This window comes from Arthrobacter sp. LAR12-1-1.1 (assembly GCF_040676555.1).
Lineage (GTDB): Bacteria > Actinomycetota > Actinomycetes > Actinomycetales > Micrococcaceae > Arthrobacter.
In genome coordinates this window covers 373,436-398,233 of the sequence record NZ_JBEGIG010000023.1, presented here as the reverse complement: position 1 = coordinate 398,233, position 24,798 = coordinate 373,436, and the positions used below count along the sequence as shown (strand labels likewise).

Genomic DNA, 24,798 nt, shown 5'->3' with positions numbered 1-24,798 from the left:
GCCGGAGGCACCTCCGCGGGCGGACAGCGCCGGAGGGCGGCGCCGGGCGGACAGTGCCGGAGGCACCTCCGCGGGCGGACAGCGCCGGAGGGCGGCGCCGGGCGGACAGTGCCGGAGGCACCTCCGCGGGCGGACAGCGCCGGAGGCACCTCCAGGGGCGGACAGCGCCGGAGGGCGGCGCTGGGGCCTTAGACGGTACGGACGACGTCCTCGTAGGCGAATTTCGGCTTGGCTGCGCCCCATGCATCTTCCCCGGGCTGGCCGATGTTGACCACCAGGAAGCTCTTCTGGCTCCCGTCGGGGAAGAACGCGGCGTCGATCTTGGCGAAGTCGGCACCGGTCATCGGGCCGGCCGCGAGGCCCAGGGAGCGGACCGCGAGGATGAAGTAGCCGGCCTGCAGGTGGGCGTTGTTGTTGCCCGTGGCCGCGGCGAGGTCCGGCGCGGCGTCATACATGGCCTTCGGGGCGTTGTAGCCGGGAAGGAACGCGTCCCACTGTTCCTGCCAGGCGGTGTCGTAGCTCAGGACCGCGACGAGCGGCGCGGAGGCCGTCTTGGCACGGTTTCCGGCGGAAAGTGCGTCCACGAGCGTGGCCCGGGCTTCGTCGGAGCGCACGTAGGTTACGCGCAGCGGCTGGGAGTTGAAGGCGGTGGGGCCGAACTTCGTCAGTTCGTAGATGGCGCGGGCCTGGTCCTCAGTAACGTCGCCGGTGAAGGCGTTCGCGGTGCGGGCCTCGGCAAAGATGGCGTCCACCGCTGCTGCGTCGATTACTGCTTCTTCATGGGCGATCGTCATTCGCATCCCTTTCCCTGGGCTGGCGCACTCTTGGGTGGCCGGCTTCTCCTGCTGTCCATAGTTGCAACTTCAACGGCCTGCGTCTGCTTCCCGCGGCGTCCTGTGACGTCGGACACCAGCCCGGCACACCCCGCCGTCCCGATCCGCGCCGTCCCGATCCGCGCCGTCCCGATCCACGCCCTCCAACACACGCCCTCCGGAGGCAACGGACGGCCGGTAGAGGATCGGCCGGTAAACCCCTGGGCGGTAAAGTTGCTCGGGAAGATTCCTTCCGCCCCCTCCCCACATTCTCTGAAAGGCTCCCGGCATGAGCATGCTCGGCACCAAATGGAAGCTCCACGGCACGGGCAAGTCCATCCGCCCCGGTGAGGTCGTCAGGCCGGATGAGCGGCTCATCTGGCCCCTGACGGTAGGGATCGGGATGCAGCACGTTGTGGCCATGTTCGGTGCCACCTTCCTGGTCCCGATCATCACGGGCATGCCGCCAGCCACCACCTTGTTCTTCTCCGGCATCGGCACCCTGCTGTTCCTGGTCATCACGCAGGGACGCGTGCCGAGCTACCTCGGTTCCAGCTTCGCGTTCATCGCACCGATCATGGCTTCCCAGCAGCAGTTCGGCATCCCCGGGGCGCTGGGCGGCGTGGTGCTGGCCGGCGCGGCCCTCGCCGTGGTTGGTGCCGTGGTGCAGAAGTTCGGCGCCGGCTGGATCAACCGGGTCATGCCGCCGATCGTGACCGGCGCGATCGTGGCCTTGATCGGGCTGAACCTGGCGCCCGCGGCGAAGAGCAGCTTCGACCAGGCCCCGGTGACAGCCTTCATCACCCTGGCCGTCATCATCGTGGTCAGCGTGCTGTTCCGCGGCATGCTGGGCCGGCTGAGCATCCTGGTGGGCGTTCTGGTGGGCTACTTTGTTGCGATGATCCGGGGCGAGGTGAACTTCTCCAAGATAGACGGCGCGGCGTGGGTCGGCCTGCCGCACTTCCAGACTCCCGAGTTCCACCTCGGCGTCGTGGGCCTCTTCGTGCCGGTGGTGCTGGTGCTGGTGGCGGAGAACATCGGCCATGTGAAGTCCGTGTCGGCCATGACAGGGCAAAACCTCGACGGCGTCTCCGGCCGGGCGCTGCTGGCAGACGGCGCCGCCACTGTACTTGCCGGTCTGGGCGGCGGGTCCGGGACCACCACGTACGCCGAGAACATCGGCGTCATGGCTGCCACCAAGGTGTATTCGACGGCGGCGTACTGGGTAGCCGGGGTCTTTGCAGTGATCCTGAGCTTCTCGCCGAAGTTTGGCGAACTCATCGCCACCGTCCCCGCCGGCGTCCTGGGCGGCGCGGCCACGATGCTCTACGGCATGATCGGCGTGCTGGGTGTGAAGATCTGGGTCCAGAACAAGGTGAACTTCTCCAACTCGATCAACCTGACCACGGCCGCCGTCGCCCTCATTGTCGGGATTGCCGACTACACCTGGACCATCGGGGACCTGAAGTTCACCGGGATCGCGCTGGGCTCGGCTGCGGCGCTGGTGATCTACCACGGCATGAAGGCAATCGCGAAGGTGCGCGGCACGGTGGCAGAGCCGGAAACTGAAGATCCTTCACCGGCTGCGGCCTCGACGGCCGCGGTCAAGGCAGCCACAAAGCGCACTCCCAAGAAGCGCCGCTAAAAAACTCCGCTAAGAAGCGCCGCGAACGGGCTACTTACCGCAGACGAAGGAGGCCGGACTCCGCCCACAGGCAGGAGTCCGGCCTCCTTCGCTGTCAGGGCCACTCCTTGGGACGGCAGCGCCGCAGCGGAGGGGCGACGGGGGGCGACGGCGCGGGGACTAGCCGGCGTCGAAGGCGTCCTTGTCGTCGTCGCGGTCCTTCGGCGACCTGCTCTCCGGCAGGTCCGTCCCGGAGCCGTCCGGCAATCCTGCAGCATCCTGCCCGGACTCTGAGGAGAAGGACCGCCCGGGGGCAGGCTCGTCGGTATTTGCCGGGTCCATTTCGGCCTCGGCAGACGGCACGGCAGCCCCGGACTCCGCCCGGACATGCCGGCCGGCCATTTCCTGCTCGGCGGTCGGCGCGCCGTAGCCGCCCTCTTCTTTGGCGGTCTTCGGATCCTGCTGGTTGTCAGTCATGTCATTGCTCCTGTCGTTGGAAATGGGACTAGCTGGCATTGGGACGGGTCCGGAGCGGGCTCAGAGTCCTTTGCCTCCGGTGACCGGAAGGACTGCTCCGGAAATGTAGGAACCGTGGTCCGAGGCGAGAAGCACATAGGCCGCCGCGAGCTCCGCCGGCTGCCCCGCCCGCTGCAGGGGCGTGTCCTGGCCAAAGGACGGCAACTTCTCCGGCCACTCGGTGGCCGGAATCAGCGGCGTCCAGATGGGGCCGGGGGCCACGGCGTTGACCCTGATCCCCTTTGGCCCGAGCTCCTGCGCCAGCGCCTTGGTGAACGCTACCTGCGCCGCCTTGGTCATGGCGTAGTCGATGAGTTGCGGGGACGGGTTGAAGGCCTGGATCGATGCGGTGGTGATGATGGAGGCGCCGGCTTTCAGGTGCGGGACGGCGGCGCGGGCGGTCCAGAGCAGGGAGTACAGATTGGTTTTGAAGACACGGTCGAACTCTTCGGTGGGGAGCGATTCCAGGCTGTCCCGGTTCTTCTGGTAGGCCGCATTGAGCACCAGGACATTGAGGCCCCCGAATTCGGCCAGCGTCGCCTTCACGATGTTCGCCGCGAAGTCCTCGCTGCGGCCGTCGCCAGGAAGCAGCAGGGCCTTGCGTCCGGCCTTCCGGATCCACTCGGCGGTGTCCTGCGCGTCTTCCTCTTCCTCCGGCAAGTAGGAGATGGCGACGTCGGCCCCCTCACGGGCGAAGGCGATCGCCACCGCTTTGCCGATTCCGGAGTCACCGCCCGTGATGAGGGCGGCTTTGCCGTTCAGGGCGCCGCTGCCGCGATAGCTTTCCTCGCCGTGGTCCGGTTTGGGCTCCATCGGCGAGGTGAGGCCGGGCTGTTTCTGGACCTGTTCCGGGAACGGGCCGGAATGGTAGCCGGCGCGGGGATCGCGCGGCTGGTCCTGCTGCTTGCCCTGGCCGCCCGAGCTGCTGGCTGCGGTGCTGCTTGCGTCACTCATAGTCCACCTAACCAATGTGTGTCGGTTTCCAGGGATGCGCCTCGGGCCCGTGTGACCGGGCCGTCGGAGAACATCCCAGCGAAGTAAACAGTCCTACCCTAACCGCAATATCATCAGCAAGCTTAGTACCGACTTGTTTTTGGCAACTCTCAAGCCTAGGTTGAGGGTGGACTGCACGCTGCGGCAGGTTCACGATGATTTCAGGATTGCGCGGAGGAGCACCAAATGACAGGCCCAGTGGCGCCGAAGGATCACGGCAGGGATGAATCACGCGCTGAGCGGATGGACCGCAACTGGGCCGAACTGCTGCAGGAACTGCGGGTTCTCCAGACCGGGGTCCAGCTCCTTGCCGGCTTCCTGCTGACGCTGCCGTTCCAGGCGCGCTTCGAGACGCTCGATGATTACCAGACCCGCCTGTACCTTGCCAACGTCGTCCTGGCCGCCCTCACCACGGCCACGATCCTGCTGCCTGTGAGCGTGCACCGCCGGCTGTTCCGGCAAGGCCTGAAGGCCACGCTCGTGGCCAGCGCCGACACCATCGCCAAGTTCTCACTGGCCGGCGTCGGGCTCCTGAGCGTGGGTACCACATCCCTCATTTTCGACGTCACCGTGGGCCGGACGGCGGGCGTGATAGCCGGCGCCGGCCTGCTGGCCGTGCTGGTGCTGCTGTTGGTGGTCGTCCCTGCCGGCCTCCACCGCAAGGGCCGCGAGGAGGAGCCACTATGACGGACGTTTCGCAGGAGCAGCTCGGGGCAGGCACGGGAGGAACCATGGGCAGGTGGGTCAAGGAACACGGACTGCTGCTGGCCAATATCGGGCTGTTCGCCATCTTTTTCGGCGGCATGGTCCTCAGCGGAGCCAGCACCTACAGCGACGAGCAGATGGCCCACGGCGAACCGGCCGTGACCGTCCTGAGGTACCTCGGCACCGGGGCCTTCCTGGAGGCGACATTCGAGAACTGGGAGTCGGAATTCCTGCAGATGGGCATGTACGTCGTCCTGACCGTCTTCCTGTTCCAAAAGGGGTCCTCGGAGTCCAAGCCAATGGGCCGCACTGCCCCGCAGGACGAGGACCCCCGGCAGGCCAAAGTCAAGGCTTCCACCCCTTGGCCCGTACGGCGCGGCGGCTGGGTGCTCACGCTCTACGAACACTCGCTTTCGATCATGTTCCTGCTGCTGTTCCTGGCATCCTTCATGCTGCACGCGGTTGGCGGCACGGACGAGTACAACAGTGACCAGGAGGCACACGGACAGCCCACCGTGACGGTGCTGGGCTATCTGGCGACGAGCCGATTCTGGTTCGAGTCCTTCCAGAACTGGCAAAGCGAGTTCCTCGCTGTGGCGGTCCTGGTGGGCGCCTCGGTCTACCTGCGCGAGAAGGGCTCCCCCGAGTCCAAACCCGTGGCCGAGCCGCACTACGAGACCGGCGCCTGAACCACAAGGTGGTCGGCACGGCAGCCGGCCAGCAGGTGCGCTAGGCGCCTTCGAGGACCTGGCTGGTGACCCAGGCAAGGTACTTTGCGGCGTTGGCGACAGCGTCCTCCGCGCTGCCGGCGACGTCCAGCAGTTGCGCCGCGGCGACGACTCCGTGCCGGCCGAGGTCCTCCGGGGTGACGAGGATCCGGCCGGCCACCACGATCACCGGAATGCCGAGGGCCTGGGCCGCGTCGGCGAGGGCGATCGGCGCCTTGCCCGTCAGCGATTGGCTGTCCATGGAGCCCTCCCCGGTGATGACCAAATCAGCCACGGCGAGTTTCGCGGCAAGCCCGGTGAGCCCGGCCACCAGCTCGAAGCCGCCTTCGAGGGCGGCGGTGCTGAAGGCCAGGAACGACGCCGGGAAGCCGCCGGCCGCGCCGGCGCCGGGCACATTGACGTCCCGGCCCGTCGACGCGCGCAGGATCGAGGCCCAGTTGCGCAGGCCGGCGTCGAGCAGCTCAATCGCATCGGCGTCGGCGCCTTTTTGCGGACCGAAGACGTACGCCGCCCCGTCGCTGCCGTACAGCGGGTTTTGGACGTCGACGGCGATCCTGAACTTCACTTCGACCAGCCGCGGATCGAGGCCACTGATATCCACGGATGCGACCTCGGCGAGCGATCCTCCGCCGAGGGGCACCACGTTGCCGGCGGCGTCCAACGGCTTGAGTCCGAGGGCCCGGAGTGCGCCGCTGCCGCCGTCGCTCATGGCCGAACCGCCTACGCCCAGCACGATTTCCGTGGCACCGGCGTCCAGCGCGGCGGCAATCAGCTGGCCGCAGCCATAACTGTGGGCGCGCAGCGAGTTCGCCGGTGTGGGCTCCATGTGCGCCAGCCCGGAGGCCTGCGCCGTTTCTATCACCGCGGTGGCCCCGCCGAAGGCGTCGGCACGGATGGCCCACGCGGCACCGATCGGGGCCAGGATGGGGCCAACGACTGCGTTGAGCCGTTCCTCGTAGCCGGCCGCGACGGCCGCCTCGAGGGTCCCTTCGCCGCCGTCGGCCACCGGAAACTGGATGGCTTCGGCGTCGGGGTAGACGCGCAGGGCGCCTTCGGCAATGGCGGCGGCGGCTTCAACGGCGGTGAGGGAGCCCTTGAACTTGTCCGGGGCGATGAGGATGCGCATGGCTCTATCCTGCCAGTCCGGCGGTCCCGGCGTGCTGAGGAGACGCGGTGTTCAGGCCCAGGTTCCGCGCTCCGTCAGGACCGCTTTGAGCAGGTCCGCTCGGTCCGTGACAATCCCGTCGACGCCGAGGTCCAGCAGCCGGTGCATTTCGGCGGGCTCGTTGACTGTCCACACATGGACCTGCAGGCCGTGCCGGTGTGCCCGCCGGATGAAGCCGGGCGTCACCACAGGCACGGCGCCGTAGCGGACCGGGACCTGAAGGGCGTGGACGCCGCGCAGCGCCCGGCGCGCCACGAGGGACATCAGCCGCGTCGGCAGCACGGGCCCGAGCAGAACGAACACGGCATTGGACACGATGCCGGCCGAGCTCGCGGCAGGACGGCTCAACTGCTTCAGCACCGCGCGGCGCCGCCGGTCCGAGAAACTGGCCACCAGCACGCGGTCGTGCAGTCCGTGGCGTTCAATCGCCGAGGCCAGGGGACCGACGGAATTCCAGTCCTTGACGTCGACATTGAGCCGGACGTCCGGGAAGGCCGCGATCAGTTCCTCGAACCGCGGGATCGGTTCGGTCCCGCCGATCCTGGCCAGGTCCACGGTCGCGGCCGGAAGGTCCGCGATCCGGCCCCGGCCCTCCGTGATCCGGTCCAGGGTTTTGTCGTGGAAGAGCACCAGCACGCCGTCGGCCGTTGTGTGCACGTCCGTCTCCAGATGCCTGAACCCGAGGTCGACGGCGGCGCGGAACGCGGCCATCGAGTTCTCCAGCCCGTCCAGCGAGAAGCCCCGGTGGGCCATCGCCAGGGGCGCCCGGACGCCGCCCGGGGCCCGGGCTGCGGTGTCCTCCGGACCGCCGTCGCGATTGCCGCGAGGGGCAAAGTAGGGGTGCTGGTCAGTCACTCCTGAAGCGTACCCGAGCCCTTGATCTGCCGGCCGCCGGGCCTCAGCTGCCCTTGGCGGGACGAGGTGTCAGGACTCGTGTTGGCGGATTTCGACGTCGTCGCTGCAGTGCAGCAGCGTGCGGCCGCGGCCGCCGTCGAGATCCACCCAGACCACGCTGTGGTCCGCCGTCACGGCGTCCACGAGCCCGCCCGTCTCGAAGCCCGGACCCAGCCGGACGCTGACGCGGTCGCCTTGGCGCAGCTGCCGCCAGTGCCGGTCCGGCTCCACCGGGTGCAGGGGTTGTTCGTCCGTGTTGTTGATGCGATGCCTGGCCATGATGTCCCCACTATCAGTCAAACGATCTGTCGCGAGCTTCCAGCCTAGGACGCCAAGGTGAACGCAAGTTGACTGTCCGCTGGGAATCCGGTGTCCACGGGGAACTGGACCGGTGTGCGGCGCAGTGCCGGCCGTGCCGGGCGCCTGTTCGGACAGCCGGGCGCCGGGTGGCTTTTAGCGGAGCCGGACGCCGAGTTCGGCGAGCTTGGCCTCGAGGATCTGGGCGACGCCGTCGTCGTCGAAATGCGGGGCCTGCTGGCCGGCGGCCCGGATCGCTTCCGGGTGGCCGCTGGCCATCGCGTAGCCGTGCCCGGCCCAGCGCAGCATCTCGATGTCGTTGGGCATGTCCCCGAATGCCACCACGTCCGCGGCGCCGATGCCGAGGGACGACGCATATTCAGCCAGGGTCACGGCCTTGTTCACGCCGGGCAGGGACAGCTCCAGCAGGGCCATGTTCGGCGCCGAGTGCGTTGCGGCGGCCAGATGGGCGACGGCGGGCGTCACCTCGGCCAGGAAATCGTCGGCGGTGCCTTCCCGGACTATGGCCAGGAACTTCGCAATGGAGTCCCCCTCGGTGAGGGTGGTGTGCAGCGGGGCCGGAGTGAATTCCGCGAGCAGTCCGCTCGAGCCGTTTTCGATAAACCCCGGCTCCAGGTGGAAGCCGGTCAGGGTTTCGGCGGCAAAGAGTGCGGACGGACGCAACCGCTTGATGATGCGGCGGACTTCGAACATAGCGTCAAGGTCCAGTGTCCGCGCCGAGAGCATGCGGTCCGCCTCGAGGTCCCACACCACGGCCCCGTTGGAGCAGATGACCGTTCCGGTGTGCCCCAGCTGGTCCTGCAGGGGGTGGAGCCAGCGCGGCGGCCGTCCCGTGACGAACACCAGTTCCAGCCCGGCGTCGCGGCAGGCGTGGAACGCGCGGACAGTCCGGCCGCTGATTTTGCCGTCATGGCCGAGGATCGTTCCGTCGATGTCACTTGCTACCAGCCGCATAGTGCCAGTCTACGTGCGCCGGGACGGTCGGCCCTCGCGGCCGTATGCGCCGAGATCGCCGGACCGCGCCGGGTTCGCCGGGCAATTCCGGCGATCTGGAGAGTTTCCGGCGAACTCGACGGTTTGGCGACGGCGGCGGCCGGCGACGGCGGCCGGCTCAGTGGCGTTCGAGGATGCCGGTGAGTGTGCCCCGGCCCAGGGTGTGCCGCGACAGCTTCGCTTCCAGGCTGCCCGGAGCGGTGTGCTCGTTCAGCCCCGACGGTGCAATGTCGAGCGCGTGGACGGTGATGACGTAGCGGTGCGGCCCGTGCCCGGGAGGCGGCGCGGCGCCCAGATAGCCGTGGAATCCGCCGTCGTTCCTTAGCTGAATGGCGCCCGCGGGAAGGAGGTGGCCGCCCTCGGCGCCCGCCCCTGCCGGCAGCGACGTGACGTCGGCGGGGACGTCCAGCACGGCCCAGTGCCAGAAGCCGCCGCGGCCCGGGGCGTCGGGGTCGAACATGGTGACTGCATAGCCCTTTGTGCCGGCCGGGGCGCCGCTCCAGCTCAGCTGCGGGGATTCGTCCTGGCCGCCGGCGCGCATCTTCCCGCTGCGCTGGGCAGGCGGGAGCGTCTGGCCCTCCGTGAAGGATTCACTACGGACAGGGAACACCGGAAAATCGTGGCGTGTCATGGCTGCCTTTCACTCACTGCAGGGGCGGGGCCCCCATTTCCATCCGTGCCATCTCCGCGCGGGTGGGCGGGTTGGCGCCGGCGCGGGACACGGTGACCGCCGCTGCCCGGGAGGCATGGGCGAGAAGATCGCGGAGACTTTCGGGGGAGAGTTCGCGCAGGGCCTCGCGGTTTTGTGCCCCGTCCAGGCCCAGGTCCACCACGCCGGACAGCAGCGCGGCCATGAACGAATCCCCTGCCCCGACTGTGTCCGCGACGCTGATCTCGGGGGCGGGGAACTGCGCCGCACCTGCAGCGTTGATGCCCCAGGGGCCCTTGCCGCCGCGGGTCACCACCACCATCGCGGGACCTTCGGAGCCGCCCAGCGCCAGCCAGCGGCGGGCCGAGTCCAGCGGGTCAACACCAGGGTAGAGCCATTCGAGGTCCTCGTCGGAGGCTTTCACAACGTCAGAGAGCGTCACGAACTTTTCGGCCTGCCCGCGGGCATAGTCCACGTCCGGGATGATGCTGGGGCGGCAATTGGGGTCAAAGCTGATAGTGGCGGACGGGTGGGCGCGTTCGACGGCGGCAAGCACGTCAGCGGCGCCGGGCGCCAGCATGGTGGCGATGGATCCGGTGTGCAGTAGCGTGGTTCCCTGGAGCAGGAACGGCAAGCGCGCCGCAACGCCGGGAAGCTCCCAGGCGAGGTCGAAGGTGTAGGTGGCGGCGCCGGCGTCGTCGATCAGTGCGGCGGCCACGCTGGTGGGCAGCTCGTCGGGTCCTAGCGGGAGCAGCACGGAGCTCGACTTCAGGTGCGCGGCCAGGGCCTCTCCATAGGCATCGCGGCCGTAGCGGCCAATGAACTGGACGGGATGGTCCAGCCGCGCCAGCCCTACCGCCACGTTGAGGGGGCTGCCGCCGACATGGGCCTGGACGCCGGAGGACCGCTGGACTACATCAACCAGCCCCTCGCCAATAACTGTGAGCATGACCATACTCTGCCAGAGAATCCGCTCCGGCGCCGTGTGTTGCGCGCACGGCCCGCAACCGCCTCGCTGCCCGCTCAGGCCGCCGTGGTGTCCAGGGCGATCCCGGCGGACGCGGCGTGGGCGAACCTGGCGTCGATGTGGACCACATCCCGGCCTGCCCGCGCCAGGAGGCTGGCGGCGATCCCGGCACGGTACCCGGAACCGCAGTGCACCCAGAGCTTCCCGGCAGGGACGTCCCCGAGGCGCAGCAACAGCTCGTGCAGCGGCACGTTGACCGCGCCCACAACGCGGGCGGCGGCGAATTCGTCGGCCCGGCGCACGTCCAGGACGGTGTCCCCAGGCGCCCGGTGCGCGAGCACGCCGTCCCAGCCCACGCGCGGGTAGGAGGCAAGGCCGGCCTGTGGCGCCAGGACCTCCGGCTCGGTTCCGACGGCGGCGTCCGGGGATTCGATGCCGATCCGGGAGAGGTCGCGGATGGCGCTCTCTATGTCTTCCCGCGAGCCCACCAGGGTCACCGGTTCACCCCACGGCAGCACCCAGCCGAGATAGGTGGTGAAACTGGAGCCGGAGCCATACTCAAAACTGACGCTGCCTTTGAGGTGGCTGCTGGCGAACGCCACCCGCCGCCGCACGTCCACCACCCACTCGCCGTCGTCCAACCGCCGGGTGAGCTCGGCGGCATCGAGCGATTCGGGAACGGCCAGCTCCGCAGGCCCCGGGCCCCGAAGGTTGGCCGGACTCATGTGGGCGTAGTACGACGGGTGGTCCGTGAGGTTGGCGATGAGCTGGCTGACGAAGTGGTCCTCGTCAGGGTCCGTCAGGGCATGGTTGGCGGCGAGCTGTTCGCCGATGGTCGAGGACCGGGCGCCCGTGGCGGGTCCCGAGGAGCAGAACGAGCCGAATCCGTGGGTCGGGAACAGCGCGGCACCACGGCCGGCCTCGGCGGCGAGGCGACGGACCGAGGCGTACTGGTCATGGGTCAAGCCGACCGTGTCCGCCTCGGCTACGAGGTCGGTGCGGCCCACGGAACCGTACAGCAGGCTGCCGCCCGAGAAGACGGCCCGCTTCCCGCCGTCGTCCACGATGAACGACATGTGGGTGTGCGTATGGCCCGGTGTGGCCACCGCCTTGACCGAGAGCGAGCCCACCCGGATCGTTTCGCCGTCGGAGATTGGCGTGCGCTCGAATGCCACGGGATCGGCGGCGTTCACGAGGTAGCTGGCGCCGTGGGCGCGGGCCAGGATCAGGCCGCCGGTGATGTAGTCATTGTGCAGGTGGGTCTCGGCCACGTGCGTGATGGAAACGCCGGCGTCGCGGGCGGCCGCCTCGATGCGGTCGGTGTCACGCTGCGGGTCGATCGCCAGCGCCACAGAGCCGTCGTGGACCAGGTAGCTGCGGTCCCCGAGTTGCGGGGTCTCGATAACGATGACTTCCATGGTCCCTCCGCTGAGGTCAGCCCTGTCAGGTCAGCCCCGGTTGACGGGGTGCCCCTCGTCCTGCCACTGCATGATCCCGCCGGTGACGTTGACGGCGTCGTACCCCTGGTCCTCCAGGTAGGTGGTGGCCTGGGCGCTGCGGCCCCCGGCGGCGCACATGACGTAGACGGTTCCGCTGGCCGGAACCTCGTCGAGGGACTGGACAAACCGTGAAAGCGGGATGCTCCTGGCGCCAGGAACGCGGACAGCGGCGTATTCGTCTTCCTCGCGGACGTCGACGATTTCGGTGGCGTCGCCCAGGGCGGCCAGGTCCTTGACGGAAATGCTCTTCATGCCTGTTCCTTTCGCGGGCGCCGGACGGCCCGGCGCGCGTATTCCAGCGAGACAATGATACCCCTTGGGGTATCATGCATGCTCTGGACGGCACGTCCTTGCCGCACCCTCAAATCTAGTCCGTCGGCCTGTCCTGTCCATCTGGCCCGCGGACTCCACTTAGTCTGCGGGACGGTCTTGCTGGTAGACGTCCGGGATGCCGTCGTGGTCCGAGTCGATCTTTTCTTCCTCCTCGGCCCGGCGGTACTGCTGGTTGCGGGCCCGGAGCACGCCGGTGGCGAGGAGCGCCGCGAGCACAGAGGCCGCGAGAATCCCCACCTTCGCGTGGTCTTCGTGGGCAGTACCTTGACCAAAGCTCAACTCAGCCAACAGCAGCGACACCGTGAAACCAATGCCGGCCAGGATCGAGAGGCCGAAGACGTCGATCCACTTGAAGGAGCCGTCCAGCCGGGCCCGCGTGACTTTGGTGATGAGCCATGTGGTGCCGAGGATCCCGGTCGGCTTTCCGGCCACGAGCGCCAGGATGATGCCCACCGCCACGGGATCCGTAAGGGCGGCACCGAGGCCCTGCCAGCCACCAATGACCACCCCGGCGGAAAAGAACGCGAAAACCGGGACGGCGATCCCGGCCGAAATCGGGCGGAACCGGTGTTCGAAGAGCTCCGCGAGCCCCGGGCCGGCTTCAGGGCCGCCGCTGGCCCGGGAGCGCTTGACGGGAATTGCAAACCCGAGCAGGACCCCGGCCACGGTTGCGTGGATGCCTGACGCGTGCACGAGCGCCCACGTCGCCGCGCCGAGCGGCAGCAGGATCACCCAGGCCGCCCATGCGTGCATGCCGAAGAACCGGCGGCATTTGTGCGCCAGGATTGTGTAGAGGCCCAGCGGGAGCAGGGCCAGCAGGAGCGGCTCGGGGTGGAGGTCGCTCGTGTAGAAGATCGCGATGATGGCGATGGCCAAGAGGTCGTCCACGACCGCGAGGGTCAGCAGGAAGATGCGCAGCGCACTGGGAAGGTGGGAACCGATGAGCGCCAACACCGCGACGGCGAAGGCGATGTCTGTGGCGGTGGGAATCGCCCAGCCGTGCAGGGTCTCGGGGCCTGAAAGGTTGACGGCCGCGTAAATGAGCGCCGGAACGGCCACACCGCCCACGGCGGCGGCCACCGGAACCACGGATTTGCTCGGCTGGCGCAGGTCGCCGGCGACAAATTCGCGCTTGAGTTCGAGCCCGACCAGGAAGAAGAAGATGGCCAGCAGGCCGTCGGCGGCCCATGCGCCCAGGCTCAGGTCCAGATGCCAGGGCGCGTAGCCGACTTTCAAGTCGCGCAGCGCGAAGTAACTCTCCGAGGCCGGGGAGTTGGCCCAGACAAGGGCCACCGACGCCGCGGCGACCAGCAGCGCTCCGCCCACGGTTTCCTTGCGGAGGATTTCGCCGATCCGCAGGGCCTCGGAGTAGCTGCCCCGGCCGATAACGGTGAGTCGAGGGGGTGTGGGAGTGGGTGGCAGGGCGCTCATGGAGTCCTCAAAGTGGGGTCGACGGAACTATGCCGACCAGACTTCCCGGCGCACCTGCGGTCCAGTGTATTCGCTTTCGCCGCCGTGGGACGCCGGGTGGACGCCGGACGAGTGCTTGGCTGGCGGCAGGGCGGGCGTCTGGCCGACAGCTTCACCGGCAGCCGGGCCGGCCGGATTTCAGACCAGCAGCTGCTGCACGAGTTCACGGCATTTCCGGTAGGCGGGTGCTTTCGGATCAATCAGCGCAAAGTGGTCGCCCGGCACCTTCAGCAACTGAACCGGCGCGCCGGCCGCCTTGGCTGCTCCGGCGTAGGTCTCGGACTGGCTCACCGGCACGGTGTCGTCTTCCGTACCGTGAACGGCATATACGGGCACGCCCAGCGGCACCGCGCTCATGGGGTCCGCATATCTATGACGCTTGGGATATTTCTCGGACGAGCCGCCCAGGAAGTTGCTGACGGCGCCGTTGCTGAGGTTGAGCCGCTCGGCGGCCGCGAGGTTGAGCACCCCCGACTGACTGACGACGCCGGTAAGCTGCACCGCGCCGTCGTCGTCGCCTCGGCGCGTGAGCTGGCGGTCCGCATCCGGGGCGCCGAGCCCGGCGAGCCGGCTGCGTCCCGCCGCCCAGACCGCGAGGTGACCGCCGGCAGAGTGGCCCAGGGCCACCACCCGGTCCAGCCCGAGCCCGTGCTCGTCGGCGAGTTCACCGAGCTTGTCGATTCCGGCCAGGACGTCGGCAAAGGTGTTGGGCCAGCCTCCGCCGTTGCCGGCGCGCCGGTACTCCAGGTTCCAGGCTGCCATGCCGTGCGCGGCGAGGTCCTTGGCAAGGGGCTCCCCAAGTTCTGCGCCGTACTGCGAACGCCAGTACCCGCCATGGATCACCACCACCACACCCTTGGGCGCGGCCACTTCCGGGAGGAAGAGCTCACCCCACTGGCTGGGGTCCTCGCCATATTGGTACTTCTGCCTCTTCACAGCGTCCTCCTTGGGGCCCGGTGAACAGGCGGCGGAGATTGCCCCCAAAGTCACCGCCGCTGCGTCAGCGATCATAGTCCGCCGCCGCATTTCAGCCATGTGCTGAGCCTACCTTGGGCGCCAAGCGGCCCCGCGCAGGCCGGCCCCCTGCACGCCGCCCTTGCCCGCCGCCCTTTGGCGGCGGCTGCGAAAGTGCCTGCGGGAGAGCCTGCGGCCCGGTGTCGGTGGTGCGCCGTAAGCTGGATCCATGGCGAGCAACTGGGACCGTTTGGACTTGAGCCTGCGCGATTCCGTGCAGGAAAACGTGGAACTCTACGAGCGGGTCCGGCCTGCCCTGAAGCTGGTCACCCGGGAGGTCCTGCTCACGCTGCGGACCATGCTCAAGGACACCGAGGTCACGCCGTTGTTCGTCACCGGCCGCACCAAGACGGTTGAATCCTTCCGCGAGAAAATTTCCCGCACGGAAGAACCGCTGGAGCCGGGCGGACCACCGGTGCTGAAGTTTCCGGATCCGTTCCGGACCCTGAACGACATGGTGGGCATCCGCGTGATCACCAAGCTTCCGGCGGAAAACGCGGTGGTGGCCAATCTGATCAAGCGCCAGCGCCAGCTCTTTGACTGCCGCGGGGACCGCGAAAAGGACATCGGCTCGATCGAGTCCGGCACCTACGGCTACTCCAGCCGGCACCTGATCCTGCGGACCATACAGAACGAGGCCGTCAAGGACTACCAGCTGGCCTTCAACCCCGACATCCCGCCGAACGGCAGCTACTTCTTCGAGTGCCAGATCCGCACAGTGTTCGCCCACGCGTGGAGCGAAATCGAGCACGACATCCGCTTCAAGGCCGAGGACCCCCGGGCCTGGACCCCGCACTTCGACCGCCAGTTCACCGCCACGGCCGCCATGCTGGAGACCGTGGAGAGCGCCTTCTCGGACCTGCATGAGCGTTACGAGGAGGTCCGCGGTTACTGGGATGTGGACGGCGAGGGTGCCGCACCGCTGACGCCCAACCGGATCCGCGACGTCTGGCGGACCCTGCTGCCGCACGTGGACCGCAAGGTCGACGACGACTGGGGCTGGGCCGCGGAGCTCATGGCCGCCCACGGCCTCAACCAGACCATGCAGCTCGCCGGGCTGCTCAGCGCCAACCGGATCACCGAGGTCCGCAAGGCCCTGGACCACCGGTACTCCCCCGGCCCGGACCGGCTGCTCGATGACCTGCTGCTGTGGCAGTACGGCACTGAACACATCGAGCTCACCGCCGAGCCGGCCGACGCCGTCCCGCACCCCCGGCGCGACAGCCTCCTGCGGCGGCTCAAGCAGATCGAACGGTACCGGCTCACCCAGGGCTAGCGCGGGCGGGCCTGCGGACGCCTATGGCGCGCTCTGCCGCGCTCTGTTGCGCCCTGCCTGCCTGCCGAGTCTCCCCACCTTTGACACAGCTACGCCGGGACTCGCCGGCGATTCGGCGCGGCACGCCGGGCGCCGACTTCAAAGGTGGGGAAAGTCCGGCGTCGATTCCGGTGGAGACGGCTGGTATTCCTTGGTTCGATGGGCGCGGACGCCGCGTGCGGCTTATTTGTGGGCGTAGGTGAGGCAATCGGCGTTGTCGACCCCCGGGCCCACGTGAACTTCGGAGGCCTTGCACATCAGATGGTCGTTGTGGGTGCATTCAGTTCGCTGGCAGGCGCCGACGTCGGCCAGCACCTTGGGGAGCCCGCCGTGCACACCGATGTCGATGAAGGTCGCGCACGAGGCATGATCTTCAGCGCCGCCGACGGTAATGGCGGCCGCATTGCAATGGGAGTGGTCGTTGAAGGAGCAATTGTTCACGCTGCAGTCGGCTACGTGCGTCGTCATTGGGTCTTCCTCCATGCTCCGGCCACCCCGGCCGGGCGGCGCCGTGGTTCCACCGTAGGCCGCACCTGGGCAAACAAAAAGACCCAAACGTGTGACCTAATACCGGTCCGGACGGGCGCCCTGCCGGCTAGTTTCCGGCGCCGAGCTTGCCGGCCAGGCGTTCGCGCATCAGGGCGCTGGCCTCATTCAGGCCCACGACGTCGACGCTCTTGCCGTGCCGCCGGTACTTCTCAGTGATGGCATCCACAGCTGCGATCGTGGAGGCGTCCCACAGGTGGGAGTCGCGCATATCAATGACCACGTGCTCCGGGTCCAACGCGTACTCGAACTGGGTGTAGAGGTCATTCGAGGAGGCGAAGAACAGTTCGCCGTCCACACGATACGTGGCGCGGCTGCCGCCGTCGTCCTCCGTCACCGAGCGCTCCACTGTGACGAAGTGGGCCACCCGCCGGGCGAACAGAACCATCGCAACAATGACGCCGACGCCGACGCCGATCGCCAGGTTGTGCGTGGCCACGGTCACCACCACGGTGGACGCCATGACCGCGGTTTCGCTCTTGGGCAGCGCCTTGAGCGTGGCGGGCCGGATGCTGTGCCAGTTGAAGGTGGCGACGGAGACGAAGATCATGACGGCCACCAGCGCGGCCATCGGGATCAGGGACACGATATCTCCGAGGGCCACCACGAGGATGAGCAGGAAAACGCCGGCCAGGAGGGTGGAGATCCGGGTGCGGGCGCCGGAGGCTTTGACGTTGATCATGGTCTGGCCGATCATGGCGCAGCCGCCCATGCCGCCGAAGAAGCCGGTGACGATGTTCGCGACACCCTGCCCCCATGCCTCGCGGGTCTTGGGTGAACGCGTGTCCGTGATGTCATCGACGAGCTTCGCGGTCATGAGGGATTCGAGCAGCCCGACGAACGCCATGGCCAGCGCGAACGGGAAGATGACCTGAAGCGTTTCGGGCGTGAACGGCACGCCTGGAAGGGACAGGGCGGGCAGCGAGTCCGGCAGTGCGCCCTTGTCCCCCACCGTGGGAACGCTGACGGCGGCCGTCACCGTGATGAATGTCAGGGCCAGAATGGCCACGAGGGGTGCGGGGACGGCTTTGGTGAGCCTGGGCAGGCCGAAGACGAGCAGCAGGCCCAGCGCGGTGAGCGGGTAGACCAGCCATGGCACGCCGATCAGCTCGGGCACCTGCGACATGAAGATCAGGATGGCCAGGGCGTTGACAAAGCCCACCATGACCGGGCGCGGGATGAAGCGCATCAGTTTGGCCACGCCGGAGAGGCCCAGGACGATTTGGAACACGCCGGCCAGAATCACCGCCGCCACAAGGTAGCCCAGGCCGTGGGACTTCACGAGTGGGGCGGTCACCAGGGCGACGGCGCCGGTGGCAGCCGAGATCATCGCCGGACGGCCGCCGACGAAGGCGATCGTCACCGCCATCGTGAAGGACGCGAAGAGCCCGATCCTCGGGTCCACGCCGGCGATGATCGAGAAGGCGATCGCCTCAGGGATCAGGGCCAGCGCCACGACGAGTCCGCCCAGGACCTCGGTCTTGAGCCTGCGCGGGGACGTCAACGCACCTCGGACCGATTGCAGTTGCTCGGGCGTGAAGGCCGGGGCCTCCGCGTCGATACTGGTGGCCATCGCTGGCTCCGTTCGTGGCTAAGAAGGCGCAACGGCCTCCAGATTTCAAAGAATGTGCAGAATTCAGGGAATGTGGGGCGCTGCGTCGCGCCGGAGGGGCGGGGAGTTCGCCGATTTGGGCTCACCCACCCACTGAAACCCTACCCGTTGGGTTCTCCCGGCAGACGGATGCCCAAAAATCTGACATATTAGTCCGACAGGTGGTCACGAAGTGGCCAGTGCCCGGACGCCGGTGGCACCATTCTTGGATGCTTGAGGCAACTAAAATCCCCGATACCGTCCAGGACGCGAGCATCGCCGCAGGCGTCCCGGCCAATCCCGCCCTCGCCGCCGAGGCAAAGATCGCCCGCATCGCAGTAACGGTCTTCCCGATCCTCGTCGTGGTGGCCGGGCTCGCCGGTTTCCTGCTCCCCGGGGCGTTCAAACCCCTCGCACCCAGCGTGCCCTTCCTGCTGGGCATCATCATGTTCTGCATGGGCCTGACGCTGACCCCGCCGGATTTCGCCTCGGTGGCCAAGCGCCCCTGGGCGGTGGCCCTGGGAATCGTGGCGCACTACGTCATCATGCCGGGGGCCGGCTGGCTGATCGCCGTCGCCCTCCACCTCGAGCCGGAGCTTGCGGTGGGCCTGATCCTGGTGGGCTGCGCGCCGTCGGGCACGGCCTCCAACGTGATGGCGTTCCTCGCCAAGGGCGACGTGGCCCTGTCCGTGGCCGTCGCTTCCGTGTCCACCCTGATCGCCCCGATCGTGACGCCGCTGCTGGTGCTGTTCCTGGCCGGCTCGTACCTGAGCATCGACGCCGGCGGCATGGTCCAGGACATCGTCAAGACCGTCCTCCTGCCTGTCATTGCCGGCCTGCTGGCCCGCCTCTTCCTCCGCAAACTGGTGGCCAGGGTCCTCCCGGCGCTGCCGTGGGCCTCCGCCGTCGTAATTTCCCTGATCGTGGCGATCGTGGTGGCCGGCAGCGCGAGCAAGATCGTCGCCGCGGGTGGCATCGTGTTCCTCGCTGTGGTGCTGCACAACGGTTTCGGACTGGGCCTGGGCTACCTGGCCGGCAAGCTGGGACGCCTGGATGACAAGGCGCGCAGGGCCCTCGCCTTTGAGGTCGGTATGCAGAATTCCGGCCTGGCCGCCACCCTCGCCACGGCGCACTTCGGCGCGCTGGCAGCGCTGCCGTCTGCCGTCTTCTCCCTGTGGCACAACGTCTCCGGCGCGATCGTGGCCGCATGGCTGGCCCGGCGCCCCATCCGGGAAACCGCAACGCAGGAAACCGCAACGCAGGACACAGCACCGGAGGCCTCCGCGCTGAAAGCCTAGGCGCGACCTAGCCCCGGAGCCGGGCGAGCAGCAAAGCGACGGCGCGCTCGGCCAGGACCGCGGGCGTGTCCGTTCCGGCCGGGACCACATCGTATCCGCCCTGGACAGCGAGGCTGCCGGCCCCGGCGTCGTCCGTAATGAGCACCTGGGCCATGCCGCGGCCGGCGAGTTCCGCCATTGTCCCGGAGTCATCGCCAGTCGCCGGCGCGCAGGTGTGGATCACGCCGTCAGCGCCGCCGGAGAGCATGAACTGCCGCCAGCCCCCGCCCAGCAGGATGACCGCCTGGTAGCCGCGCTCCGGCAGGATCCCGGCCAGCAGCGTGGCGATAGCCCTGTCCCGCGGCTGTTCGAGGTCCGCGACGGCCACAACCACGAGCTCCGTGCGGCCCCGGCGCATTCCCCGGGCGGCACGGTTGGCCACGTAGCCAAGTTCGCGGACCGCGGAGTGCACCCGGTCCTGGGTGGCCTGGCTGATCCGGGTGGTGCCGCCGGAGCGGCCGGAGAGCACGTAGGAGACGGTGGTCAGGGAGACCCCGGCCGTCTCCGCGACGTCGCGGATGGTGGGCTTGGATCCATGCCGCACGAATTGCTCCCGGTACTTCGGCGCCGCGAATGCGCGGCGGTTGAGGCGATACTGGCACGGCGCGGAAGTCGCGCCGGCCTGTTCTGCACTCTATCGCCGGGATGGCCCCCGGCGTGACCCTACGGGCAGGTCCTTGGTGAATGCCAGCGGTCCGATGGTTTCCGGGTCCGCGGAGAGATCAAACTGTGCCTCGTAGCCGGTGTTCAGGTAAAGGTGTTTCGCCTCCGGCTGGCGGGGGCCGGTGGTCAGGTAGACCTTCCGGTAGCCGCGGCGGGCGGCCAGCGCCTCCAGTTCGGCGAGGACAAACCGGGCCAGTCCGCGGCGGCGATGTGCCGAATGCGTCCAGATCCGCTTGAACTCGGCGGTCTGCGGGCTATGCCGGCGGAAGGCACCGCCCGCCACGGACTCGCCGTTCTCGCGCACAATCAACAGGGCCCCGCCCGGGGCGGCGAATTCCTCGGCCGGGTAGCGGTTGAGTTCCTCCGCGGCGGCTCCCCTGCCGAAGAGGTTGCCGTAGCGGGTGTCATATTCGAGCGCGAGCTCATCCAGGAGCGGCCGGACCCTGGGATCGCTCATGGGGAGATTGAGGACCGTCAGCGCGGCGTTGTCCACGGGCGGGGTTTCCACGGGCGGGGTGTGTAGTGGTGACGGGGTCATGACTGGTCCTTTCCGCCGCCGGCGGCGGCCTGAGGCACCGCCTGGCCGCTGTTGGTCTGGCCGGTGTTGGTCTCGGCCAGGAGGTTCAGGATGCGCCGGGCCAGGGCGTCGTTTTCGCGGAACGGCGCGGCGTTGGTGCCGGGCCGGGCGAAGGCGCCGGCGCCCCAGCCCGAGGTACCGGGCCCGACGCCGAACAGCCGCTCGCGCCGCTCCCCGACCGGACTGATCAGCTCGTTGTGGGCGGACACCAGGAGCCGCCCCGTCGCGTGCGTCCCGTCCGCGGTGAGGAGCTGCTGTTCGGTGCCGAGCCCGGAGCTGTGCAGCTGGCGCAGCAGCGGGTTCGCGGAGCGGGCCACCGACGGCGCCGGGAGCCGGGCCTCGATCAGCGCCGCCGCTGACACGGTGATCCCGGCCTGGGCCGAGCGGGCGACGAACCGGCCCGAGTACTCCGCGGCCTCGATCTCCAGCCCCGGGCCAATGAACTGCAGCAGCCCGGACCGGTGGATGGCCAGCATCTCCCGCAGCCTGCGCGGCGGCGGCCCGGAATCGACGAAGCTAAAGAAGCCGTGCCACCAGCCCTGGACATCGCGCTGTGAGCGCGCGTTGAGCCGCTCGGACGGCACCAGCCGGCCCAGGTCCATATAGGACTTGAGCAGCGAGATGAACAGGGCCAGGGTCTCCGAATGGTCCGGCCCGGTGCGCAGCTCAAGGTCGCGGCCGATGTACGCCGCCACCGCGGCCTGGGCGTCCGCGTGGCCGGCGAAAATCCGGCCCGCGAAGGGATGGTCCAGCCGTTCGAGGTCCAGGTGGAGCTCTGCGTCTGGGACGGACTCAGTGACCAGCCGCTGGCGCTCCTGGCTGTACCACTGGGCGGCGGAGAACCGCTCGGCGAATTCCTGCCAGCCAATCCGGACCCGGCCCGGGTAGCCGGTGAACAGCTCGCGGTAGTACGCGTAGCCTGCATCCTTGGCAATCAGGGGCCAAAGCTGGGCGCGGAAGTCCAGCTCGCCGGGCCCGTCCAGCAGCGCCGCGACGGCGTCTGCGGTAAAGAACGCCGGTTCCCCCGCTGCGTCACCGCGCAGGGTGGACGTGATCTTGGAGTGGTAGGGCACGCCGCGGCGGGAGCCGGCCCACAGCCGCGGCTCAGCACCGGAGGGCCGGTAGCGCAGGCCGCCGTCGGGCAGCTCCTCGAACCTGCCGCCGCGGCCCTCCATGAGCAGCACCAGCAGGTCCACGAAGGCCAGGCCCATGCCGGAGACAATCACGTCCTGGCCGGCGGCGAGCGGTGAGTAGTCGACGTCGGTCGTGTAGCTCGGCGCCGCGTGGAATGCGCCGTGCCGGGCGGCAAAACCGGCCCACGCGGCAGACTCCGGTTCGGGCAGCGAATCGGTGTGCCCCAGGGAGGCGATCACGACGTCGGCGCGCAGCATCGCGCCGCCGGCCAGCCGGACGCGGTAGCTTTCGGCGCCGGGTTCCGGTTCGCCCTCTTCGAGTTCGACGGCGGACGCGGTGTCCCGGTGCACCGTGACGGTGACGTCCGGTCCGAGCGCGGCGACGGAGCGGCGGAAGAACCATTCCAGGTAGACACTCTGCAGCTGCCGGGTGGGAAAAGTGGAGCCGGTGAGGGCAGCCAGCTGGCGCCGGAGTTCCTGCGGCAGCTCCGGAACATCCACGATGGAGCCGTCCAGGACCCCGGCGGCCCAGTCCGCCAGGCCGGGGCCTTCGATGGCCGGTCCCTCGCATTGGACGGTGGCATCGGTGAACATCGTGACATCCGCCGCGGCGGAGTTGAGCATCAGCCCGGGATGCTGTTCGTAGCGCCAGATCCTGCCCGCACCCGGAGTGTGCGGCTCCACGACGTGGACCTGGAGCGTACCGGCGAACAGTTCCGGCCGGTTTGCGGCGAGGCGTTCCAGCAACCCGGCCGTGCGCGGGCCGCCGCCGATGAGGACCACGGATGGGGCATTCACTTGCATGACGGTCTCCTGGCTCTGGTGCGGAGCCCTCATGCTAGGCACCCGAAACGGGGCCGGTCGAGGCGCCGGTCACAGCCGTTCACCCCCCGTAATGCGGCGTAAATCGAGGCAAGAAAACGTCGTGTGACGCCGTGCGAACCTGCGTGAACGTATGCAACTTGCCGCCTTGCCGCGCGTTTTCGCACGCCCCTAGATTGGCAGCCAACCGTACCCCCACAGCAACTGGAAGAAGCGAGGTGGCGCATGAGTTCAACAGCAACCCCGGTGGCACAGTCCGCCCCAGAGCCGGCGTCCGCCAGCATCGAATCCGCACCCGACACTGCACCGGCCGGAGCTGCCGGCTCCGGTTCAGCGGGCCGCAAGGCCGCCACCGACTATGCCGACTACCGGCTGGTCCCGGCCCGCCACCCGTGGCGCTGGGTGGGCACCGCCGTCGTCGCCCTGGGCGTGGCCGGCATTGCCTGGTCCCTGGCCACCAACCCGCGCTGGGAATGGGGCGTGGTGGCGCAATGGTTCACCGCCCAGTCAATTGTGAATGGCCTGCTGGAGACGCTCAAGCTGACGGCCATCTCCGGGGCGCTCGGGTTCATCCTGGGGTTCATCCTGGCACTGATGCGGCTCTCCGCGTCCCCGCTGCTGGTCTCGGTCTCCTGGACCTTCTCCTGGATCTTCCGCTCCACGCCGCTGCTGGTGCAGATGCTGCTCTGGTACAACCTGGGCTACCTCTACGAGAAAATCAGCTTAGGGCTCCCGTTCACGGACGTGCGCTTCTTCGAGGCGCAGACCACCACCCTGATCAGCCAGTTCGCCGCGGCCGTCCTCGGCCTGACCCTGAATCAGGCCGCCTACTCCGCCGAGATCATCCGCGGCGGCATCCTCTCCGTGGACCAGGGCCAGCTCGAGGCCGCAACCGCCCTGGGCATCCCGGCATGGCGGCGCTCCACCCGGATCGTCCTGCCCCAGGCCATGCGGGCCATCCTGCCCACCGCCTTCAACGAGGTGATCGGCCTGGTCAAAGGCACCTCGATTGTCTACGTCCTGGCCTATTCCGAGCTGTTCTACACCGTCCAGGTCATCTACAACCGGACCCAGCAGGTCCTGCCGCTGCTGCTCGTGGCCACCCTCTGGTACGTCGTGATCACCTCGGTGCTGAGCGTCTTCCAGTACTACATCGAGCGGCACTACTCCAAGGGCGCCGTCCGCACGCTGCCCCTGACCCCGCTGCAAAAGGCCCGCAAATTCCTCGCCACGCATGCGCCCGCTACCGGGGAAACCACCCAGGAAAGAGGCACCCGATGAGCGCTCTTGCCACTAACACCCCCGCGGCGCCCGCCGCCACGGACGCCGAAACCACCCGCGGACTCGTCGAGATCACCAAGGTCCGCAAGTCCTTCGGGGCCACGGAGGTTCTCAAGGGCATCACGCTGACTGTCGAGCCAGGCGGCGTCGCCGTGATTGTCGGCCCATCCGGGTCCGGCAAATCCACCCTCCTGCGCACCATCAACCACCTGGAAAAGGTCGACGCCGGGTTCATCGCGATCGACGGCACGCTGGTGGGCTACGAGGTCCGGGGCCGCCGGCTCCACGAACTGCGCGAAAAGGAAATCCTGAAGCAACGCACCGAGATCGGCATGGTGTTCCAGAACTTCAACCTCTTCCCGCACCTGACCGCGCTGGAAAACGTCACCGAGGCGCCCGTCGTCGCGCCGCGGGCAGGAAGACCCCGCTCTTCGCAGGCCGAGGCCCGCGCACGCGGGCTGGAGCTGCTGGACCGGGTGGGCCTTAAGGACCGCGCCGGCGCCTACCCGCGCCAGCTCTCCGGCGGCCAGCAGCAGCGCGTCGCGATTGCCCGGGCCCTGGCCCTGGACCCCAAGATCCTGCTCTTCGACGAACCCACCTCGGCCCTGGACCCGGAACTGGTCAACGAGGTCCTGGACGTCATCCGCGAGCTCGCCAAGTCCGGCACGACACTGATCATCGTCACGCATGAGATGGGATTCGCCCGCGACGTCGCCGACACGGTCGTGTTCATGGACCAGGGCCAGATCGTCGAGCAAGGCACACCCCAGGAGATTTTCACCAACCCGCGCGAAGAACGCACCCGGAGCTTTTTCTCCAAAGTGATCGAACCCGCCTTCAACATCTAAGGAAC

25 protein-coding genes are annotated in these 24,798 nt (G+C 68.5%); 7 read left to right on the top strand and 18 right to left on the bottom strand.

Annotated features, from left to right (window positions below; genetic code table 11):
* Positions 1-188: 188 nt before the first annotated feature.
* Positions 189-794, bottom strand: coding sequence for a malonic semialdehyde reductase (locus MRBLAR12_RS14730; RefSeq protein ID WP_229995634.1), 606 nt, complete (start codon positions 792-794; stop codon positions 189-191).
* Positions 795-1,101: 307 nt separating this feature from the next.
* Between MRBLAR12_RS14730 and MRBLAR12_RS14725 the strand changes: the two genes are divergently transcribed.
* Positions 1,102-2,457 (top strand): uracil-xanthine permease family protein, encoded by a 1,356-nt coding sequence (locus MRBLAR12_RS14725; protein ID WP_364746868.1) that lies wholly within the window; start codon positions 1,102-1,104, stop codon positions 2,455-2,457.
* Between the two features lie 159 nt (positions 2,458-2,616).
* Here the strand turns inward: MRBLAR12_RS14725 and MRBLAR12_RS14720 are convergent, their stop codons facing one another.
* Positions 2,617-2,913, bottom strand: coding sequence for a hypothetical protein (locus MRBLAR12_RS14720; protein ID WP_229995636.1), 297 nt, complete (start codon positions 2,911-2,913; stop codon positions 2,617-2,619).
* A 60-nt stretch (positions 2,914-2,973) separates the two neighbouring features.
* Positions 2,974-3,906: an SDR family oxidoreductase gene (locus MRBLAR12_RS14715; RefSeq protein WP_229995637.1), complete on the bottom strand. Its 933-nt coding sequence runs from the start codon at positions 3,904-3,906 to the stop codon at positions 2,974-2,976.
* 225 nt (positions 3,907-4,131) lie between these two features.
* On the opposite strand from MRBLAR12_RS14715, the gene MRBLAR12_RS14710 reads away from it, so the two are divergent.
* Positions 4,132-4,632 carry a DUF6328 family protein gene (locus MRBLAR12_RS14710; RefSeq protein ID WP_364746866.1) on the top strand — a complete coding sequence of 167 codons (501 nt, stop codon included), beginning with the start codon at positions 4,132-4,134 and terminating at the stop codon, positions 4,630-4,632.
* Entirely contained in the window at positions 4,629-5,339 is a 711-nt protein-coding gene (locus MRBLAR12_RS14705) for a DUF6766 family protein (protein WP_364746864.1), read from the top strand. The genes MRBLAR12_RS14710 and MRBLAR12_RS14705 overlap by 4 nt, the downstream gene beginning before the upstream one ends.
* A gap of 40 nt (positions 5,340-5,379) precedes the next feature.
* On the opposite strand, the gene MRBLAR12_RS14700 is transcribed toward MRBLAR12_RS14705, so the two are convergent.
* The 10 genes from MRBLAR12_RS14700 to MRBLAR12_RS14655 all read right to left on the bottom strand — a co-directional run bounded on the left by MRBLAR12_RS14700 (position 5,380) and on the right by MRBLAR12_RS14655 (position 14,602).
* On the bottom strand, positions 5,380-6,504 hold the full coding sequence (locus MRBLAR12_RS14700) for a glycerate kinase (protein WP_229995639.1): 1,125 nt from the start codon (positions 6,502-6,504) through the stop codon (positions 5,380-5,382).
* 51 nt (positions 6,505-6,555) lie between these two features.
* A complete protein-coding gene (locus MRBLAR12_RS14695; protein ID WP_229995640.1) occupies positions 6,556-7,398 on the bottom strand; it encodes a glycerophosphodiester phosphodiesterase in 843 nt (280 codons plus the stop codon).
* A 69-nt stretch (positions 7,399-7,467) separates the two neighbouring features.
* On the bottom strand, positions 7,468-7,716 hold the full coding sequence (locus MRBLAR12_RS14690; RefSeq protein WP_229995641.1) for a hypothetical protein: 249 nt from the start codon (positions 7,714-7,716) through the stop codon (positions 7,468-7,470).
* Positions 7,717-7,890: 174 nt separating this feature from the next.
* Positions 7,891-8,709: an HAD family hydrolase gene (locus MRBLAR12_RS14685; protein WP_229995642.1), complete on the bottom strand. Its 819-nt coding sequence runs from the start codon at positions 8,707-8,709 to the stop codon at positions 7,891-7,893.
* 157 nt (positions 8,710-8,866) lie between these two features.
* A complete protein-coding gene (locus MRBLAR12_RS14680) occupies positions 8,867-9,379 on the bottom strand; it encodes a YbhB/YbcL family Raf kinase inhibitor-like protein (protein ID WP_229995821.1) in 513 nt (170 codons plus the stop codon).
* Between the two features lie 13 nt (positions 9,380-9,392).
* Complete coding sequence (locus MRBLAR12_RS14675; protein ID WP_364746861.1) at positions 9,393-10,346, bottom strand: carbohydrate kinase family protein; 954 nt, start codon at positions 10,344-10,346, stop codon at positions 9,393-9,395.
* Between the two features lie 74 nt (positions 10,347-10,420).
* Positions 10,421-11,782 (bottom strand): MBL fold metallo-hydrolase, encoded by a 1,362-nt coding sequence (locus tag MRBLAR12_RS14670; RefSeq protein WP_229995823.1) that lies wholly within the window; start codon positions 11,780-11,782, stop codon positions 10,421-10,423.
* A 30-nt stretch (positions 11,783-11,812) separates the two neighbouring features.
* Positions 11,813-12,115, bottom strand: coding sequence for a rhodanese-like domain-containing protein (locus MRBLAR12_RS14665; RefSeq protein WP_229995824.1), 303 nt, complete (start codon positions 12,113-12,115; stop codon positions 11,813-11,815).
* 159 nt (positions 12,116-12,274) lie between these two features.
* Positions 12,275-13,627, bottom strand: a complete 1,353-nt coding sequence (gene nhaA / locus MRBLAR12_RS14660) for a Na+/H+ antiporter NhaA (RefSeq protein ID WP_364746858.1) — start codon at positions 13,625-13,627, stop codon at positions 12,275-12,277.
* Positions 13,628-13,804: 177 nt separating this feature from the next.
* Positions 13,805-14,602: an alpha/beta hydrolase gene (locus tag MRBLAR12_RS14655; protein ID WP_364746856.1), complete on the bottom strand. Its 798-nt coding sequence runs from the start codon at positions 14,600-14,602 to the stop codon at positions 13,805-13,807.
* 247 nt (positions 14,603-14,849) lie between these two features.
* On the opposite strand from MRBLAR12_RS14655, the gene MRBLAR12_RS14650 reads away from it, so the two are divergent.
* Positions 14,850-15,956 carry a GTP pyrophosphokinase gene (locus MRBLAR12_RS14650; protein ID WP_229995827.1) on the top strand — a complete coding sequence of 369 codons (1,107 nt, stop codon included), beginning with the start codon at positions 14,850-14,852 and terminating at the stop codon, positions 15,954-15,956.
* Positions 15,957-16,178: 222 nt separating this feature from the next.
* On the opposite strand, the gene MRBLAR12_RS14645 is transcribed toward MRBLAR12_RS14650, so the two are convergent.
* Both MRBLAR12_RS14645 and MRBLAR12_RS14640 read right to left on the bottom strand, forming a co-directional pair.
* The gene (locus tag MRBLAR12_RS14645; RefSeq protein WP_229995828.1) at positions 16,179-16,463 is read right to left on the bottom strand and encodes a DUF1540 domain-containing protein; all 285 of its coding nucleotides are present in this window, start codon (positions 16,461-16,463) and stop codon (positions 16,179-16,181) included.
* 127 nt (positions 16,464-16,590) lie between these two features.
* Positions 16,591-18,114, bottom strand: a complete 1,524-nt coding sequence (locus tag MRBLAR12_RS14640; RefSeq protein ID WP_364746854.1) for a SulP family inorganic anion transporter — start codon at positions 18,112-18,114, stop codon at positions 16,591-16,593.
* A gap of 248 nt (positions 18,115-18,362) precedes the next feature.
* On the opposite strand from MRBLAR12_RS14640, the gene MRBLAR12_RS14635 reads away from it, so the two are divergent.
* Positions 18,363-19,430 (top strand): bile acid:sodium symporter family protein, encoded by a 1,068-nt coding sequence (locus MRBLAR12_RS14635; protein ID WP_364746852.1) that lies wholly within the window; start codon positions 18,363-18,365, stop codon positions 19,428-19,430.
* Positions 19,431-19,437: 7 nt separating this feature from the next.
* Here MRBLAR12_RS14635 and MRBLAR12_RS14630 read toward each other — a convergent pair whose 3' ends face one another.
* From MRBLAR12_RS14630 to MRBLAR12_RS14620, 3 genes are all read right to left on the bottom strand, one after another.
* Complete coding sequence (locus tag MRBLAR12_RS14630) at positions 19,438-20,013, bottom strand: LacI family DNA-binding transcriptional regulator (RefSeq protein ID WP_229995831.1); 576 nt, start codon at positions 20,011-20,013, stop codon at positions 19,438-19,440.
* Positions 20,014-20,103: 90 nt separating this feature from the next.
* Positions 20,104-20,670 (bottom strand): GNAT family N-acetyltransferase, encoded by a 567-nt coding sequence (locus MRBLAR12_RS14625; protein WP_364746850.1) that lies wholly within the window; start codon positions 20,668-20,670, stop codon positions 20,104-20,106.
* Positions 20,667-22,646 carry an FAD/NAD(P)-binding protein gene (locus MRBLAR12_RS14620; RefSeq protein WP_364746848.1) on the bottom strand — a complete coding sequence of 660 codons (1,980 nt, stop codon included), beginning with the start codon at positions 22,644-22,646 and terminating at the stop codon, positions 20,667-20,669. The genes MRBLAR12_RS14625 and MRBLAR12_RS14620 overlap by 4 nt, the downstream gene beginning before the upstream one ends.
* 243 nt (positions 22,647-22,889) lie before the next feature.
* Here MRBLAR12_RS14620 and MRBLAR12_RS14615 point away from each other — a divergent pair, with 243 nt between their 5' ends.
* Both MRBLAR12_RS14615 and MRBLAR12_RS14610 read left to right on the top strand, forming a co-directional pair.
* Positions 22,890-23,945 carry an amino acid ABC transporter permease gene (locus MRBLAR12_RS14615; protein ID WP_229996146.1) on the top strand — a complete coding sequence of 352 codons (1,056 nt, stop codon included), beginning with the start codon at positions 22,890-22,892 and terminating at the stop codon, positions 23,943-23,945.
* A complete protein-coding gene (locus MRBLAR12_RS14610; protein WP_229996147.1) occupies positions 23,942-24,793 on the top strand; it encodes an amino acid ABC transporter ATP-binding protein in 852 nt (283 codons plus the stop codon). The genes MRBLAR12_RS14615 and MRBLAR12_RS14610 overlap by 4 nt, the downstream gene beginning before the upstream one ends.
* The last annotated feature ends 5 nt before the right edge of the window (positions 24,794-24,798 follow it).